The sequence below is a fragment of the Arthrobacter sp. Sr33 genome, from assembly GCF_054511195.1.
The window spans coordinates 53,215-68,350 of the sequence record NZ_JBTNDD010000001.1 but is presented as its reverse complement, the minus strand read 5'-3'; the positions used below and the strand labels follow the sequence as shown (position 1 = coordinate 68,350).

18 protein-coding genes are annotated in these 15,136 nt (G+C 64.0%); 11 read left to right on the top strand and 7 right to left on the bottom strand.

Features of this window, described 5'->3' with window-relative positions:
• Positions 1-25: 25 nt before the first annotated feature.
• The 5 genes from ACX80T_RS00380 to ACX80T_RS00360 are packed head-to-tail and all read left to right on the top strand — an operon-like array spanning position 26 to position 2,290.
• Complete coding sequence (locus tag ACX80T_RS00380) at positions 26-526, top strand: Asp23/Gls24 family envelope stress response protein (RefSeq protein WP_459303496.1); 501 nt, start codon at positions 26-28, stop codon at positions 524-526.
• A gap of 9 nt (positions 527-535) precedes the next feature.
• On the top strand, positions 536-727 hold the full coding sequence (locus ACX80T_RS00375; RefSeq protein WP_459303495.1) for a DUF2273 domain-containing protein: 192 nt from the start codon (positions 536-538) through the stop codon (positions 725-727).
• Complete coding sequence (locus ACX80T_RS00370; RefSeq protein WP_019483314.1) at positions 724-1,089, top strand: hypothetical protein; 366 nt, start codon at positions 724-726, stop codon at positions 1,087-1,089. The genes ACX80T_RS00375 and ACX80T_RS00370 overlap by 4 nt, the downstream gene beginning before the upstream one ends.
• The gene (locus tag ACX80T_RS00365; protein ID WP_116778355.1) at positions 1,086-1,673 is read left to right on the top strand and encodes a DUF6286 domain-containing protein; all 588 of its coding nucleotides are present in this window, start codon (positions 1,086-1,088) and stop codon (positions 1,671-1,673) included. The genes ACX80T_RS00370 and ACX80T_RS00365 overlap by 4 nt, the downstream gene beginning before the upstream one ends.
• Complete coding sequence (locus ACX80T_RS00360; protein ID WP_116778356.1) at positions 1,670-2,290, top strand: hypothetical protein; 621 nt, start codon at positions 1,670-1,672, stop codon at positions 2,288-2,290. Before ACX80T_RS00365 ends, ACX80T_RS00360 begins: the two co-directional genes overlap by 4 nt.
• A gap of 3 nt (positions 2,291-2,293) precedes the next feature.
• On the opposite strand, the gene ACX80T_RS00355 is transcribed toward ACX80T_RS00360, so the two are convergent.
• The gene (locus ACX80T_RS00355) at positions 2,294-4,021 is read right to left on the bottom strand and encodes a glycoside hydrolase family 13 protein (protein WP_019483311.1); all 1,728 of its coding nucleotides are present in this window, start codon (positions 4,019-4,021) and stop codon (positions 2,294-2,296) included.
• Between the two features lie 189 nt (positions 4,022-4,210).
• On the opposite strand from ACX80T_RS00355, the gene ACX80T_RS00350 reads away from it, so the two are divergent.
• From ACX80T_RS00350 to ACX80T_RS00325, 6 genes are all read left to right on the top strand, one after another.
• Positions 4,211-5,563, top strand: a complete 1,353-nt coding sequence (locus tag ACX80T_RS00350) for an ABC transporter substrate-binding protein (RefSeq protein WP_116778357.1) — start codon at positions 4,211-4,213, stop codon at positions 5,561-5,563.
• A gap of 138 nt (positions 5,564-5,701) precedes the next feature.
• Positions 5,702-6,667 carry a carbohydrate ABC transporter permease gene (locus tag ACX80T_RS00345; protein WP_019483309.1) on the top strand — a complete coding sequence of 322 codons (966 nt, stop codon included), beginning with the start codon at positions 5,702-5,704 and terminating at the stop codon, positions 6,665-6,667.
• Entirely contained in the window at positions 6,664-7,626 is a 963-nt protein-coding gene (locus ACX80T_RS00340; protein WP_019483308.1) for a carbohydrate ABC transporter permease, read from the top strand. Before ACX80T_RS00345 ends, ACX80T_RS00340 begins: the two co-directional genes overlap by 4 nt.
• Positions 7,627-7,630: 4 nt before the next feature.
• Positions 7,631-8,653, top strand: a complete 1,023-nt coding sequence (locus ACX80T_RS00335; protein WP_459303494.1) for a LacI family DNA-binding transcriptional regulator — start codon at positions 7,631-7,633, stop codon at positions 8,651-8,653.
• 97 nt (positions 8,654-8,750) lie between these two features.
• The gene (locus ACX80T_RS00330; protein WP_459303493.1) at positions 8,751-9,482 is read left to right on the top strand and encodes an alanine--tRNA ligase-related protein; all 732 of its coding nucleotides are present in this window, start codon (positions 8,751-8,753) and stop codon (positions 9,480-9,482) included.
• A gap of 67 nt (positions 9,483-9,549) precedes the next feature.
• The gene (locus ACX80T_RS00325; RefSeq protein WP_459303492.1) at positions 9,550-9,678 is read left to right on the top strand and encodes a hypothetical protein; all 129 of its coding nucleotides are present in this window, start codon (positions 9,550-9,552) and stop codon (positions 9,676-9,678) included.
• Here the strand turns inward: ACX80T_RS00325 and ACX80T_RS00320 are convergent.
• From ACX80T_RS00320 to ACX80T_RS00295, 6 genes are all read right to left on the bottom strand, one after another.
• The gene (locus tag ACX80T_RS00320; RefSeq protein WP_019483305.1) at positions 9,675-10,529 is read right to left on the bottom strand and encodes a hypothetical protein; all 855 of its coding nucleotides are present in this window, start codon (positions 10,527-10,529) and stop codon (positions 9,675-9,677) included. The two genes, ACX80T_RS00325 and ACX80T_RS00320, sit on opposite strands and share 4 nt — an antisense overlap.
• 3 nt (positions 10,530-10,532) lie before the next feature.
• Entirely contained in the window at positions 10,533-11,333 is an 801-nt protein-coding gene (locus ACX80T_RS00315) for an exodeoxyribonuclease III (RefSeq protein WP_019483304.1), read from the bottom strand.
• Between the two features lie 28 nt (positions 11,334-11,361).
• A complete protein-coding gene (gene nadE / locus ACX80T_RS00310; RefSeq protein ID WP_459303491.1) occupies positions 11,362-12,186 on the bottom strand; it encodes an ammonia-dependent NAD(+) synthetase in 825 nt (274 codons plus the stop codon).
• Positions 12,187-12,272: 86 nt separating this feature from the next.
• Positions 12,273-13,271 carry a sugar phosphate isomerase/epimerase family protein gene (locus tag ACX80T_RS00305; RefSeq protein ID WP_019483302.1) on the bottom strand — a complete coding sequence of 333 codons (999 nt, stop codon included), beginning with the start codon at positions 13,269-13,271 and terminating at the stop codon, positions 12,273-12,275.
• Positions 13,272-13,279: 8 nt separating this feature from the next.
• Positions 13,280-14,383 carry a Gfo/Idh/MocA family protein gene (locus tag ACX80T_RS00300; RefSeq protein ID WP_019483301.1) on the bottom strand — a complete coding sequence of 368 codons (1,104 nt, stop codon included), beginning with the start codon at positions 14,381-14,383 and terminating at the stop codon, positions 13,280-13,282.
• Entirely contained in the window at positions 14,380-15,117 is a 738-nt protein-coding gene (locus ACX80T_RS00295; RefSeq protein WP_019483300.1) for a sugar phosphate isomerase/epimerase family protein, read from the bottom strand. The genes ACX80T_RS00300 and ACX80T_RS00295 overlap by 4 nt, the downstream gene beginning before the upstream one ends.
• Positions 15,118-15,136: the final 19 nt, after the last annotated feature.

The window sequence follows — 15,136 nt, the reverse complement described above, 5'->3', positions numbered from 1 at the left end:
GGCTCAACGAAAGGGTGCAACGCCGATGGATGAGAACAGGACACCACCACCCAGCCACCGACCGGCTGAGCCGCTTCCCGGCGTCGCTGACGGGCCGCTCCCGCGGGAGACCGGGACCACCGTCAGCACGGTTGATGCGACGGGTGGGAAAACTACCATTGCCGACCCTGCGGTCGCCAAGGTCGCCGCCATTGCTGCCAGGAAAGTTCCGGGTGTTTTCAGCCTCGGGACCGGGGCCGGTAGGGCGCTAGGCGCGATCCGCGACGCCGTCGGCGGCAACGACCTGAGCCAGGGTGTGCAGGTGGAGGTAGGGGAGACCCAGGTAGCGGTGGACGTTGTCCTGGTGGCTGAGTACGGTTACCCCCTCACCACCGTCGCCGATCAGGTGAGGTCGGCTGTCTATCAGGGGGTCCAGGAACTGGTGGGGCTGCAGGTTATCGAAGTGAACGTGGAGATCACCGATGTCCACGTACCCGGCCTCAATGACCCCAAAACCCCCGACAAACCCCGACCCGCAGCTAGTTAGGCCATCACTATGACTCCCACCGTAGTCGGTATGGCGCTTGGCGCCGTCCTCGCATTCACTGCCCTGATCTTCGGGTTTTGGGGATTCCTCCTCATGGCCCTCTTCGTCGCAGTGGGCGCGCTGCTGGGTCGGGTTGCCGAGGGCAAAGTGGACCTGGCCAGCGTCCGCGACGCCCTCACGGGCCGACGCTCCTCCTCGTGAGCGCGGCACCACCGGGTCTCGCGGGGCACAACCGGATCAGCACTCAGGCGCTCACCAGTACCGCGCGGGCGGTTGCTGCCGACGTCTTCGGTGTTCCAGCCCAGCAGATCCGCGCGAGCTGGTCCGACGACCAGGGGCTGCTGGCCCTGCGCCTCGCGCTTCCCATCGGCGTCCCGTCCCTCACCCGTACGCTCCAGGATCCATCCCTGGTCACCGGGGTGGGTGGATCGATCTGGGACCGCACGCACGCGGCGAAAGCTCTCGTGCTGCAACAGGTAGCCCAGCTGAGTGGTTCACGGCTGAGTCGGGTCGACATCAGAATCACCGGCATCATGGCGGCTGAGGGGGGACGTGCCAGGTGAATGAACGCACTGCCCAGCTGACCCGCAAGGTGGTCCGCCGTGAACTGCATTCATCGCGCGCGCTACCAGCGGTCGCCGTCGCCATCCTGATCTCAGTCATCTGCCTGTACGTGATGTTCGAGGCTGCGCTGAAGGCAACCGGCCAGAACGCCTGGCTGGTCAGCCCGGAGCAGGTGGCAGCGTGGCTGGGGGACCTGCCCGACAATGTCCAGCTGGCCCCGTTGGTGGGCGCCGGGTTGCTGATGTTCCTGATTGGCCTCCTGTGCTTTCTTAGCGCCGTTCTGCCGGGGCGCCGGGCGCGCCATGCCATTCCCGACCAGCGCACCGGGATCGTGGTCGATGCTGAAGTGCTCGCCTCGGCCCTGGCCCGCCGCGCGCGGGTGGCCGCCGGGGTGACCCCGGATCAGGTGATGGTCACCGTGGGGCGTCGGGCCGTCGATGTTCAGGTGCGTCCGACGTCGGGCGTGCCGGTCGACGTCGAACGCATCCGCGGCGTCGTCGAGGACGAACTGCGGCTGACATCCGTCGCGCCGGTCCCGGCGGTGCGGGTAGCCGTCGCCCCTTCAGGGGTGATTGGCCAGTGAACCAGACACCACGGATCCTCAATCGGTTGTTACTGGGTCTCATCGGCACCCTCCTGATGGCTGCGGGAGTGGCAACGACTCTGTTGATGTTCCCGGCGGCAGCCCGCTGGTGGCGATCGGTTGCTGCCGATCTCGGCGAGGGAATCGACGGGTTGCTGCGGCAGACCACGCTCGACGGACAACGGGATAGCTGGCTCTGGATAGTGCTGGCGCTCGTCATGCTGCTGATTGTGGCGTGCATGGTCGGTTGGATCGCCGCGCAGGGGCGTGGGCGCTCCGGAACATTGGCCCAGGATGACAGCCATGCGGATGCCAGCGGGCAGGCTGCCGGTCGGGTGATAATCAACGGGTCGGTCGCGGAGCAGGCGCTGAAGGCAGCCCTGCAGGAGCGCGGGGATCTCGTGAATGCAGCGGTCACCACCTACGTGTTCGATGGGGAACCGGCCTTGAGAATCAGGGTCTTCCCTCGATCGGGGGTGTCTCCGCACGAGGTGGCGACCGAGGTCACTGACCTGGTCAGAGCCCTCGACCTGCTGGTGGGACGCCAGACGCCGGTGCTGATCAGTATCAGCGCCGGCGCCCGGACCCGTTTCACCCGGACGGAGCGGGTGCGCTAACCATCAGGAACTGAGCGGCACCAACCACACGGACGCGTTGGTGGTGAGGCGCCCGCCGTCGACCGCTGACCCGTCACTGGCCAGGATCACCCGGTGGTCATTGGGCAACTCGATCGTCGCGGCCCCCATGTTGGCAAGCACCAGGACAACCCCGTTGCGGTAGGAGAGGACACCCTCCTGCGGGCTGTTCAGCGGAGTCCATTCCAGGTTCCCACGACCCAGCTCATGGCTGCGGCGCAGGCCCAGTGCATCGCGGTACAGCTCGTAGGTGGAGCCCGAGACATCTACCTGGGTGTCGGCCGCGTAGCCGGCGAAGCTTGTCGGTTGCGGGAGCCAGGGGGCGGCGCCCGGCGCGCTCACGGCGTCGTACATTCCGAATCCGAAGCCGGGAGCCTCCGCAAGCCAGGGCAGGGGAACCCGGCAGCCATCGCGGCCGATCTCCGTACCGTTGGTCCGGGCGAAGGTCGGGTCCTCGCGGACGCCGTCGGGAAGGGTCGTGTGCTCGGGAAGCCCGAGCTCGTCCCCCTGATAAATGTAGGCGGAACCGGGTAGGCCCAGCATTACCAGCGCGGCCGCCCGGCCGCGGGAGAGCCCCAACGCCTCGTCAGGCTGCTCGTGGTCAGTTCCGAGACCCTTGGGGAACTGGGTGGGGTCCTCCAGGCCGAACCGGCTGGTGTGGCGGACCGTGTCGTGGTTGGACATCACCCAGGTGCTTGGCGCTCCCACTTTCCCCGCCTCGGTCAGCGATTCGGTGATGCTCTCCGTCAACTGGGCAGCATCCCAGCCCGCCAGCAGGAAATCAAAGTTGAACGCCTGCTGCATTTCATCGTGACGGACATAGCGGAACAGCCGTTCCGCAGGTTCCACCCAAGCTTCGGCAACCAGCATCCGATCGCCGTCGTACTGCGCCAGGACCCTGTTCCATTCACGGTAAATCTCGTGCACGCCCGGCTGATCGAAATAGGGCGGGGTTTGATTGAGATCTGCATCGGATTTATCCGAGTTCCCGCCGTCGATCATCTGGGTCTGCTCCGCCCAGTCCGGCAGACCTTCGGCCTTGACCATGCCGTGAGCGACGTCGATGCGGAAGCCGTCCACCCCGCGGTCCAGCCAAAACCGCAGCACAGACACCATCTCCGCGCGCACCTCAGGGTTGTCCCAGTTGAGGTCCGGCTGCTTGGTGTCGAACAGGTGCAGGTACCACTGGCCGTCCTCCAGCCTCGTCCAGGCGTTGCCACCGAAGATGGACTGCCAGTTGTTGGGCGGCAGTTCCCCGTGGGCGCCCTTGCCGTCCCGGAAGATGTACCGGTCGCGTTCCGGCGAATCGAGGGCCGCATGCTTGGCGGATTTGAACCATTCGTGTTCGTCGGAGGTGTGGTTCGGGACCAGGTCCACAATCACCTTCATGCCGGACTCGTGGGCTTCAGCGAGCATTGAGTCGAAGTCGGCCAGGGTGCCAAACAGCGGGTCAACGTCGCGGTAATCGGCGACGTCGTATCCGGCGTCCGCCTGCGGGGAGACATAGAACGGTGAAAGCCAGATGGCATCCACTCCGAGCTTCCGTAGATAGGGGAGCCGACTCCTGACACCCGGCAGGTCCCCCATGCCATCAGCATTGCCGTCCGCGAAGGAGCGGGGATAGATCTGGTAGATCACCGCGTCAGCCCACCACGGGCTAAGGGTTGTTGGAGTATCGGTCGAGCGGCTGACTGCAGGTGCAGAGGCGGTCATTGACTCTCCTTGGAGAAATCGGGAGTGGGGGAAAGGGATGCTGAGGTGCACGTCACGATTTGGTATCAAACACTGTGACATCTGGCACAAGTATTGTCCTGTAATACGTAAGCGCTTACATTCATTTTACCAAATGCTGAGGCGGGGCGGGTTTTGTAGGCTGCCACCGCCAGACAAAGGAGTCTATTCATGGCGACAATTCCGACCAAGAAAACGCTGCTGCCAATCGCGGCACTGAGCGTACTGACACTGGGCCTCTCCGCATGCGGCAGCGGGTCCGGGGACGACGGCGGCGGCGGCGACGAGCCTGCAGCCGACTGTGCGGCCTACGAGAGCTACGGAAACTTCGAGGACGCCGAGGTCAGCGTCTACTCAACCATTGTGGACACCGAGGCAGAACTGCTCGAGAATGCCTGGGCAGACTTTTCCGAGTGCACTGGGGTTGAAGTGGTGTACGAGGGTTCGAAGGAGTTCGAGACACAGATTGGGGTCCGCTCGCAGGCTGGAAACCCCCCAGACATCGCGATCTTCCCACAGCCTGGCCTGCTGGCTGCCGAAGTCGCGGGCGGCAACGTCCTGCCCGCACCGGCCGAGGTCGAGGCGCTGGTTGATGAGAACTGGACCGAGGACTGGAAGGGATATGGCACTGTCGACGACGTCTTCTATGGTGCGCCGATGCTCGCCAATATCAAGGGTTACGTCTGGTATGACCCAACGGTGTTCACGGACATGGGCTGGGAAGTCCCTGAGACCCTCGACGACATGATGACACTCACCGAGGACATCGCGGCCGACGGCACCATGAAACCGTGGTGTGCTGGTTTCGAATCCGGCGAAGCCACGGGTTGGCCCGGGACCGATTGGGTGGAGGACTACGTGCTGCGCCAGGCAGGTCCGGAGGTTTACGACCAGTGGGTGAACCATGAGATCCCCTTCAACGATCCGCAAATCGCTGAAGCCTTCGACGCGGTGGGGGAGATCCTGAAGAACGAGGAATACGTCAACGGGGGAATTGGAGATGTGCGGTCGATCCTTTCCACCCCGTTCGCTGATGCAGGGCAGCCAGTTCTCGACGGAACTTGCGCTATGCACCACCAGGCATCGTTCCAGGCTGCCAACTGGCCCGAAGGCACCGAGGTATCCGAAGACGGCGACGTGTGGGCGTTCATGACACCGGGCGTTGAGGCTGGTGGCGGAGCAATCACCGGTGGTGGCGAAATCATCGCTGCCTATGCCGACCGTGAAGAGGTTGTCGCCTTTCAGTCGTTCATGGCCAGCGGCGAGTTTGCCAATGCCAGGGTGTCCCAGGGCAGCGGAATCAGTGCCAACCTGGCACTTGACCCATCGGTTGCAACGTCCGACCTGGATCGTCAATCCATCGAACTGCTGCAAAACGAGGACACCGTCTTCCGCTTTGACGCATCCGACCTGATGCCGGGCGCTGTTGGTGCCAACTCCTTCTGGAGCGGCATCGTGGAGTGGATCAACGGTTCGGAGACCGAGGAGGTCCTCGACACCATCGAAAGCTCCTGGCCGCAGTAGTTCAAGAGCGAGCCCGGCGTTCCTTCGTCAAGGAGGAACGCCGGGCTTGTCCTGACATTTTCCACACCGTGCTCGGTGCCGTGTCGTTCGCAAAAGCGCGTTTTGCATCACCCTTTATCGCACCAAGGAGGCTGCGCAATGGAGGACCTTGGCAATAAGTTCCTGCAGGTGGTGGTGGCTCTGGCCATTTTCGCCGCCATTATCGGATTAATCATGCTCATCGTTGACCGGGCACCCAAGTCGTTCCGGGATAAAGCGACAGTCATTGGTTTCCTCGCCCCGGCAGCGATCCTGCTTGTCGTCGGGATGATCTGGCCTGCCGTCCAGACGTCCCTGCTGGCTTTTACCGACCGTGATGGCAACCTCAACGGTATCGAGAACTTCGTGTGGATGTTCACTGAACCCACCGCGCTGATTACTTTGCGCAACACGGTGCTCTGGGTCATCCTGGTGCCACTTCTGGCATCCGGTATTGGGCTGGTGTACGCCGTCTTCATCGACAAAGCCAAGGGCGAGCGCACCCTGAAAGCACTGGTCTTCATGCCAATGGCCATTTCAATGGTGGGCGCCGGCGTCATCTGGCGATTTGTGTACGCCTACAAGGGTCCGGAGCAGGAGCAAATCGGTCTGCTGAACCAGATCCTGGTGTGGTTTGGTGGCGAACCTCAGCAGTTCCTCCTCGACGCGCCCGGCAACACCTTTTTCATGATCGCTGTGATGGTTTGGATCCAGGTTGGCTTCGCGATGGTGATCCTCTCGGCCGCCATCAAGGGCATTCCCATGGAGATTGTTGAGGCGGCCAGGCTGGATGGCGCGTCAGCGTGGCAACAGTTCCGTGACATCACCATTCCCTCCATTCGGGGAGCGCTGGTCGTGGTGGTCACCACTATTACCATCATCACCTTGAAGGTCTTCGACATTGTCCGCACCATGACCGCGGGTAACTACGACACCTCGGTAATCGCCAACGAAATGTACACCCAGGCATTCAGGGCCAATGAACCCGGTCGCGGCGCGGCGCTGGCACTCGTTCTGTTCCTCATGGTGCTCCCGGTGGTCGTATACAACGCACGCGTACTCAAGCAGCAGAGGCAGATCCGATGAGCTCGACGCCGACTATTCCCCCAGTTCCCGCATCAGCCCAGCCCGGGGAAACCCCGGCCGGTGCGCAGCCGCCCATCACCCGCCGGGTTAAGCAGAAGCTCACTTCCCGGGGTGCAACCATCGCGGCGATCATCATTGCTACCGTGTGGACTATCCCCACCCTGGGCCTCCTGATTTCCTCTTTCAGACCTGAGGAGAACATCCAGCGCAACGGCTGGTGGAACGTGTTCGGGGATCGCGAGCTCACGGCCGATAATTACGTGGATGTGCTGGTATCCGGGGGGAGCCAGTCGCCGAACCTTGGCCAGTACTTCGTGAACTCGCTGGCAATCGTCATTCCCGCCACAATCATCCCGCTCGTGATCGCCGCCATGGCGGCTTACATGTTCGCCTGGGGAAAGTTCAGGGGGAAAGACACGATGTTCGTGTTCATTTTCGCCCTCCAGATCATTCCCCTCCAAATGGCGCTGATACCGCTCCTGAGCCTGTTCGTGAACCTTCAGATCGGTGATTTCCAGTTACTGCCGTCAGGATCCTACGCCCAACTGTGGATCGCGCACTCAATTTTCGCCCTCCCCCTCGCCATCTTCCTGCTCCATAACTTCATAGCTGAGATACCCGGTGAAGTCATCGAGGCGGCCCGGGTGGACGGCGCGGGTCACGCCACCATCTTCTGGCGCATCATCATCCCGCTGTCAGTTCCGGCACTCGCCTCTTACGCCATCTTCCAGTTCCTGTGGGTCTGGAATGACCTGCTGGTCGCGCTGGTCTTCTCCGGTGGCACGCCCGACGTCGCCCCCATCACCCAGCGGTTGGCGGAACTCACCGGCACGCGCGGCGGCGAATGGCACAGGCTCACCGCTGGTGCCTTCGTGTCGATGATCGTTCCGCTGCTGGTCTTCTTCGGCCTACAGCGCTACTTTGTTCGCGGTCTGCTGGCGGGCGGCCTTAAGGGATGAACCGATGACCAGCATTGACGACGTCGCAAAATCCCTTGGCGTCTCAACGGCGACCGTTTCCCGGGCGCTCCGCGGGCTGCCCGGAGTGTCCGCCAGCACCCGGTTGCGGGTGCAATGTGCCGCAGAGGAGCTCGGCTACGTGCCGTCGTCGTCGGCGTCGGGTCTGGCGTCCGGCCGGACCATGGCGATGGGAGTGCTGCTGCCGCAGATTGAACGCTGGTATTTCTCGGCGGTGCTGGAGGGGGTGGATCGCCAGCTCCGTGCAGCCGGATATGACCTGGTGGTGTTCAGCCTGGGCGGGTCGGGGGTCAACCGGCAACGGGTGTTCCACCGGTCCATCCTGCGCAAACGCATCGATGCGCTCCTCGTGATGTGCATGGAGCTGACGGATGATGAACTCCGATCGCTGCAAGCCCTGGATTCGCCCACCATCGTGGTGGGCGGATCCGTCCGGGGAGTCCGTCATGTGGGAATTGACGACGACGCCGCGGCCCGGGACGCCGTCGAGCATCTAATTGCCCTGGGGCACACTGACATTGCACACCTGCGGGGCGGCGGGTCATTTGGTATCGAGTTCGAGGTGCCCCGCATCCGTGAGGAGGCGTATCTTTCCACGATGGCCCGGCATGGGCTGTCCGTCCGACCGGAGTGGTCAGTGTTCGGGGACTTCCGTTTCAAGCGTGGAAAGGCGGCGGCGCTAACCCTCCTGCAGGATCCGGCTGATCGGCCAACGGCAGTGTTTTGCTCCTCGGACGAGATGGCCTTCGGCGTGATCAGTGCAGCCGCCGATCTAGGGATCAGCATCCCCGGGCAGCTTTCGGTGGTGGGAATCGACGACCACGAATTCGCGGACCCGCTGAGCCTGACGACCATCCGGCAAAGCCCCGAGGAGCAGGGGGCGTATGCTGCTGATCTCCTGCTTGCCGAGCTCGAGGGGGGCGTGCCCGTTGCCGCCCCGGCACCCCGTCCGCACGAGCTGATCATCAGGACGTCAACCGGGCCGCCGCGCTACCTGTCCGCTAGGTGACCACCCCGCCCACTGAATCACGCTTTCGCTGGGCAGATACGTAACGCTCCACTGGATGGTGCGATTCGGTGGGCAACCGGGTAGATAGAATCGGCGGATGGCTACCGAACTGATGTACCTGAACGACTTCGATGTGTTGACCGGCGCCGCACGCGTGCAGTCGGTCAGCGTCGACGACGACGGCCGCACCGACGTCGTCCTGGACCGGACCTGCTTCTACCCCCGCGGTGGTGGCCAGGACTGGGATACCGGCGCGATCAGGGGAGCCGCCGGTGAGTTCGCGGTGGAGGAGGTCCGGTTGGACCCCGAAGGTATGGTCCACCACCTCGGAAACGGGCCAATCGCCGTCGGGGACGAAGTGTCGCTGGCGGTCGACACGACCCGGCGGGTGCTGAACACACGCCTGCACTCGGCCGGTCATGTGGTGGACCTGGCGGTTGAACGGCTCGGCCTGCCCTGGGTTCCAGGCAAAGGCGCACACTATCCCCACATGTCCTTCGTCGAATACAACGCTGCGCTGGCTCCGGAGGAAACCGAAGCCACGCTCGTGAGGATCCAACAGGCAGCGCGTGATGTGGTCGGCGCCGGAAGCACCAACGAAATCAGGTTCATGCCGGTATCGGAGATGGGCGACTACTGCCGCAACGTTCCGGACAACATCCCCACCAACAAACCAGCACGGATCGTGCTGTACAGCGATGACTTCGGAGTCCCCTGTGGTGGCACCCATGTCCGGGACGTCAGCGACATCGGCACCCTGACCATCACCAAGATCAAGTCCAAGAAGGGCGTCACCAAGGTGTCCTACGCCGTGGAGGGGATCAACTAGCGCCGTCGTCGTCCGGTCTGGTGAGCAACCTGGACCGGACGCGTCAGCCAAGACATCGGTGGAGGAAATGTTGGCCCCCGACGTCAAGGTTCCTCACCGGAACGGCGCAGGTGGCGGCCGACGACGACGGCGCGCGCCCGGGCAGGCGGCTGGCAGCGAGGTGCTGGTGTCGATGTGGCCGGTAGCAGGCGGCTAGTTGGCGCGGGCCAACTGGCGGATCGGGATCCAGCGGGAGGCCAACCGACGATACGACGCTGCGGCGCCCGTCATGTCGCCTTCCGCCAGGCACTCGATGCCCATCCTGACGTCCATGGGTGACTCGTCGGGGAACACCAGGTCGGCGACCGGGCCGTAGTCGAGTTCCACCACCGCGTCGAGACGGAACAACTGGAGCCATTCGATAATGTCTGTCAGGTCATCGAGCAGGTCCAGCTCCGGCGCAGCGATCGCCAGAGACGCCATCGCGTGCTTGGCCCGCTCGATGCATTCGTGCACCGCCGCGGCCATCCGCACGGTGCGGACCTTGCCGCCGTCCTCAATCACCTCGGTGAGATCGTCTTCGTGGATCAGGACAAACCAGGAGAATGGAATCCCCCAGGTGGCTGATCGGGTGTGGAGCTTGGCGGTCGTCTCGGCGACGGTCTCGGGATCGAGTCGCGCCTGGTGTGCGTCGGTTGCCGCTTCGGGCAGCAACACATCCACCAGCGGACCGCGAATCGTTTGTCCCAGCGACTCGGCTGCCAGCGAGGTGCGGACCGCCAGCTGATTGGGGCAATAGTACTGAGCGGTGACGCCGTTAGTGCCGGGGAAATGAAGGACCCGGACCAGGTCTGCCCCGTGGTGGGGGAACGGGTCCGACACCTGGCGAAGAATCCGCTGCAGCGAGTTGTTGCGTTCAATCCCCTCGGTGTCCTTGCGTTCCCGCGACCGCTGCTCCAAAATCACCAGTTGCTGGGCGTCGCTGAATGCCTCAAGCGGTTCGAAGACCCTGAGGAACGACACGTAGGGGAAGGTGTGGCCCGTGGCGGCCGGACCGATGGCCGCCATCAGTTACCCCAGCTCCACAATGACCGGTGCATGGTCCGAGGCGCCCTTGCCCTTGCGTTCCTCCCGGTCGATCGAGGCGCCGGTCACACGCTCGGCAAGCGCCGGAGATGCCAGCACGAAGTCGATCCGCATGCCCATTTTCTTGGGGAAGCTCAGCTGCTTGTAATCCCAGTATGTGTAGACGCCGGGGCCCGGGGTGTGGGGGCGGGCGACGTCGGTGAAGCCCGAGTTTTCGAACGCGTGGAAGGCGGCGCGCTCCGCCGGGCTGACATGGGTGTAGCCCTCCCGCTGGAACAGGTCGATATCCCAGACGTCCTCATCCTGGGGGGCGATGTTCCAGTCGCCGGTCAGGGCGATCTGCGCCGTCGGGTCGGTTTCGATCCAGCCAAGGGCTTTTGCCCGCAGAGTGTCGAGCCAATCAATCTTGTACTGCATATGGGGGTCGTCGAGGGACCGTCCGTTGGGGACATACAGGCTCCAGACCCGCACGCCGCCACAGGTGGCACCGATAGCGCGGGCTTCCTGGATCGGCTCCGCGTCCTTCCCGAAGAGGGGCTGATCCTCGAAGGTGCGTTCGACGTCGTCGAGCCCCACCCGGGAGGCGATCGCGACGCCATTCCACTGGCTCAGACCAAAGTGGGCCACCTCGTAGCCGTTGGCTTCGAACAGATCCCAGGGGAAGTTCTCGTCCTTGCATTTGGTCTCTTGAATTGCGAGGACATCGACGTCGGAGCGGTCTAGCCAGGCTTCGACGCGGTCCGCGCGGGCTCGGAGGGAATTTACGTTCCAGGTGGCAATCTTCACAGGGAACACGTTACCAATGTCCCGGGCGTCAGCCCCGCCACCAGGTGTCCAGAATGGTGACAGGGACGGTGCGCTTGTGGCGGGTCATGGTGTGGCGGCGCTCAATCGCGAGAGCAGCCCACTCTTCCACCTCCCTGCCTTCCAGATAGTCGTCAATCTGGTCGTAGGTGATTCCCAGTTCGTGTTCGTCGGTGCGGCCGGGCTGATGATCCAGCAGATCAGCCGTCGGCACCTTGGTGTAAACCTGGGGCGGCGCGCCGAGTTCCTTGAGCAGCTCCCGGTTCTGGCGCTTGTTGAGGCCAAACAGCGGCAGAATGTCAGCTCCGCCGTCGCCGTACTTGGTGAAGAACCCGGTGACCGATTCCGCTCCGTGGTCGGTGCCAATCACCAGGAGGTTGTGCTGGCCGGCGAGCGCGTACTGGGCAATCATCCGCGCCCGGGCCTTGATGTTTCCCTTGGTGAAGTCGGAGATGTCCTCACCCGTGGCAATGGCATACTCCGCTTCGAACCCGTCAACAGCTGCTGCGACGTTGAAGGTGCGCTGGCTTTTCGGCTGAATAAACTCCAGGGCCGCCTGCGCGTCATCCTCATCCTGCTGTTCCCGGTAGGGGAGGCGGACGGCGATGAAGTCCGCCTCAGTCCCTTCCTCGGCCAGTTCAGTCACGGCCAGCTGGGCGAGCCTGCCGGACAGCGAAGAGTCCACTCCGCCGCTGATCCCGAGAACAAAACCGTTGGTCCCGGTGGCCTTGATGTAGTCCTTCAGAAAGGTGACCCTGGCACGGATTTCCGTTGCGGGATCGATGGTGGGCCGCACGCCCATTTCCTCAATGATGCTGGCTTGGTTTTCGCGCATGTGGAAAGGCTACTACGGTGGCGTTTCCGGTGCGTTACGGCAAATCACACGGCCGCTACACCGGCCCGCCCTGGGACAGGAGCCCGCTACTGCTTGAAGGCAGCATCGAAGGAGGCGCCCGAGGGCCCGAAGTTAAACTGCCTCAGGAAGGCCAGGGCTTCGGGTGCACCCTGCAGCCGGTCCATCCCGGCGTCCTCCCACTCCACTGAAATGGGCCCGTCGTAGCCGATGCTGGTCAGTGCCCTGAAACTGTCCTCCCACGGCACATCGCCGCGGCCCGTGGACACGAAGTCCCAGCCGCGCCGGGAATCTCCCCACGGCAGGTGCGAGGACAGGATGCCGTTGCGGCCGCCGCCCATCCGCATCTTCGTGTCCTTGCAGTCGACGTGGTAGATCCGGTCCGCGAAGTCGGAGATGAACGCCACCGGGTCGATCTGCTGCCACATGAAGTGGCTGGGGTCCCAGTTCAAACCGAAAGCCGGCCGGTGCCCGATGGCCTCGAGCGCCCGCTGGGTGGACCAGTAGTCGTAGGCGATCTCCGACGGGTGCACCTCATGGGCAAACCGGACCCCGCACTCGTCGAACACGTCGAGGATGGGGTTCCAGCGGTCCGCAAAGTCCTGGAAGCCGGCGTCGATCACGTCCTGGGACACCGGCGGGAACATGGCCACGTACTGCCAGATCGAGGAACCGGTGAACCCCACCACCGTTTTCACCCCGAGCTTCTGGGCCAGCCGCGCGGTGTGCTGCATTTCCTCGGAGGCGCGTGCCCTGACGCCGTCGGGCTCCCCATCGCCCCAGACCCGGGCGCCGACGATGGCCTGGTGCCTGAAGTCGATCGGGTCGTCGCACACGGCCTGACCCTTGAGGTGGTTGGAGATGGCCCACACTTTCAGCCCGTTACGTTCCAGAATGTCCAGCCGGCCAGCGATGTACTCATCGTCGTCCCAGCGCCACGCATCCAGATGGTCCCCGGAGACGGCGACCTCCAACCCGTCGTAGCCCCATTCGCCCGCCAGCCTGGCTACCTCCTCGAAGGGTAGATCGGCCCACTGGCCGGTGAACAGGGTGTAATTGCGTGCCATGGTGTCTCCTAGGAAAGGGTGAGCTGGGACGGGTCCCAGTCCTCGGGAAGCGGATCGAGTGCTGCGGCGGAACTGGTCACCGGCACGAATGCTCCGGTGTCGACTGATTCGGCAATCGCCACCATCGCATCGAGAATGTGGAAACCGGTTGAGCCCTGCGCGCGGTGAGGTACGCCTGCCCGGATAGCCCGTGCCATGTCCAGCACGCCGGAACCACGGCCGAATACCGACCCGACGGCGGGTATGGTCTCCCAATCATCGGCACCGTGCCGGTGCAACCGGACCTCCCCGTGGAACTCGTTCGGGTCGGGGAAAGCGATGGTGGCATCGGTCCCGGTGATTTCGACGAAACCCGTTCGGGGCCTGGGGGAGTCGAAACTGAAGATACTCTGCGACGACCGGCCGCCGTCGAACTCTGCCAGGGCACTGACATGGGTGGGCACGGACACCCTAAACGATTCACCCGCCTTGGGCCCCGAGCCGATGACCCGGGTGTCCCGCGCGCGGGAGCCGAGGGCCGCGACCCGCCGGATGGACCCGAACGCCTGCACCAGGGCGGTCAGATAGTAGGGGCCGATGTCGAAAAGGGGCCCTGCCCCCGCCTGGAACAGGAAGGCAGGATTGGGATGCCATGATTCCGGGCCCGGGGACTGCATCAGGGTGAGGGCGGTCAACGGCGTGCCGATATCGCCGCGCCGGATGGTGCGCAGCCCAGTCTGGAGCCCCGCGCCGAGGAAGGTGTCGGGGGCGCATCCCAGCCGGACTCCCGCTGCTTCGGCCGCGGCCAGTAGCTCGGCTCCGGAGGCGCGGTCGAGGGAGAACGGCTTCTCGGACCAGACATGCTTTCCGGCCGCGACGGCGGCAAGGGCCACCGGCACGTGGGCGGCGGGGGTCGTCAGGTTGACGATAATTTCCACGTCCGGGTGAGACAGGGCAGCTTCAACCCCACCCGCCGCTGCCACGCCGAACTCGGCGGCGCGGGTGCGCGCGGCATCCTCAAAGAGATCGGCGACGATGTGAACGTGGAGGTCGGGGAAAGCGGTGAGGTTGGTCAGGTATTCCTTGCTGATCACCCCGGCGCCGATCACGCCGACGCCGACAGGGCCCCTCATGCGCCGGTCCGGGCAAGCAGGAACCGGCGGCTCTCCTCAATGGCGGTGAAAAGGTCCCCGGCGCTGTCGTCGAGTTCGACCACTGCCGTTTCGACTGTCGACGACGCGGCCAGGACCCCCTCGATGTCCATCCGTCCGGCGCCGACTGCCACCTGGGATTTGTTGTCCTGGTCGACTGCACCGTCCTTGATATGGATGAGCCGGACCCGGTCACCGAGGCGTCCCAGCAGGGCCGCCGGATCCTGCCCGCCGACCGCCACCCAATAGGTGTCCACTTCCAGGACTACCGACTGATGCAGGTTTTCGGCCAGTACCTCAAGACCAGTGCGGCCATCAAAATCGGTCTCTATTTCGAACCAGTGGTTGTGGTAGCCCACGCGCAACCCATACTCCGCGGCGAGCGTCGCAGCCTCATTGAGCTGCGCGGCCGTGGCGGCGATGTCGGCAACCGATGTCCAACGGTCGGGGTGCACATAAGGATCGATCACGGTGCGCATCCCGAGGGTGCGGGCCGCCTCGAAGATCCTTGCCTGGTCGGTTGAGAGCAGTGGTGCGTGCCCGGAGGGTGCCGAAAGATGGTTCCGTTTCAGGGCTGCAGCCAGCGGAGCCGGATCCGCGGCGAAGTTGTACGGCTCGACGTTGGTGAAACCCATCGCCGCGATCCGGTCAATGGTGCCATCGAGGTCCGCTTCGAGGGCGTCGCGGACGGTGTAGAGCTGGACGGACAGTTCCATAGGTTTCTCCTGCGTGCAA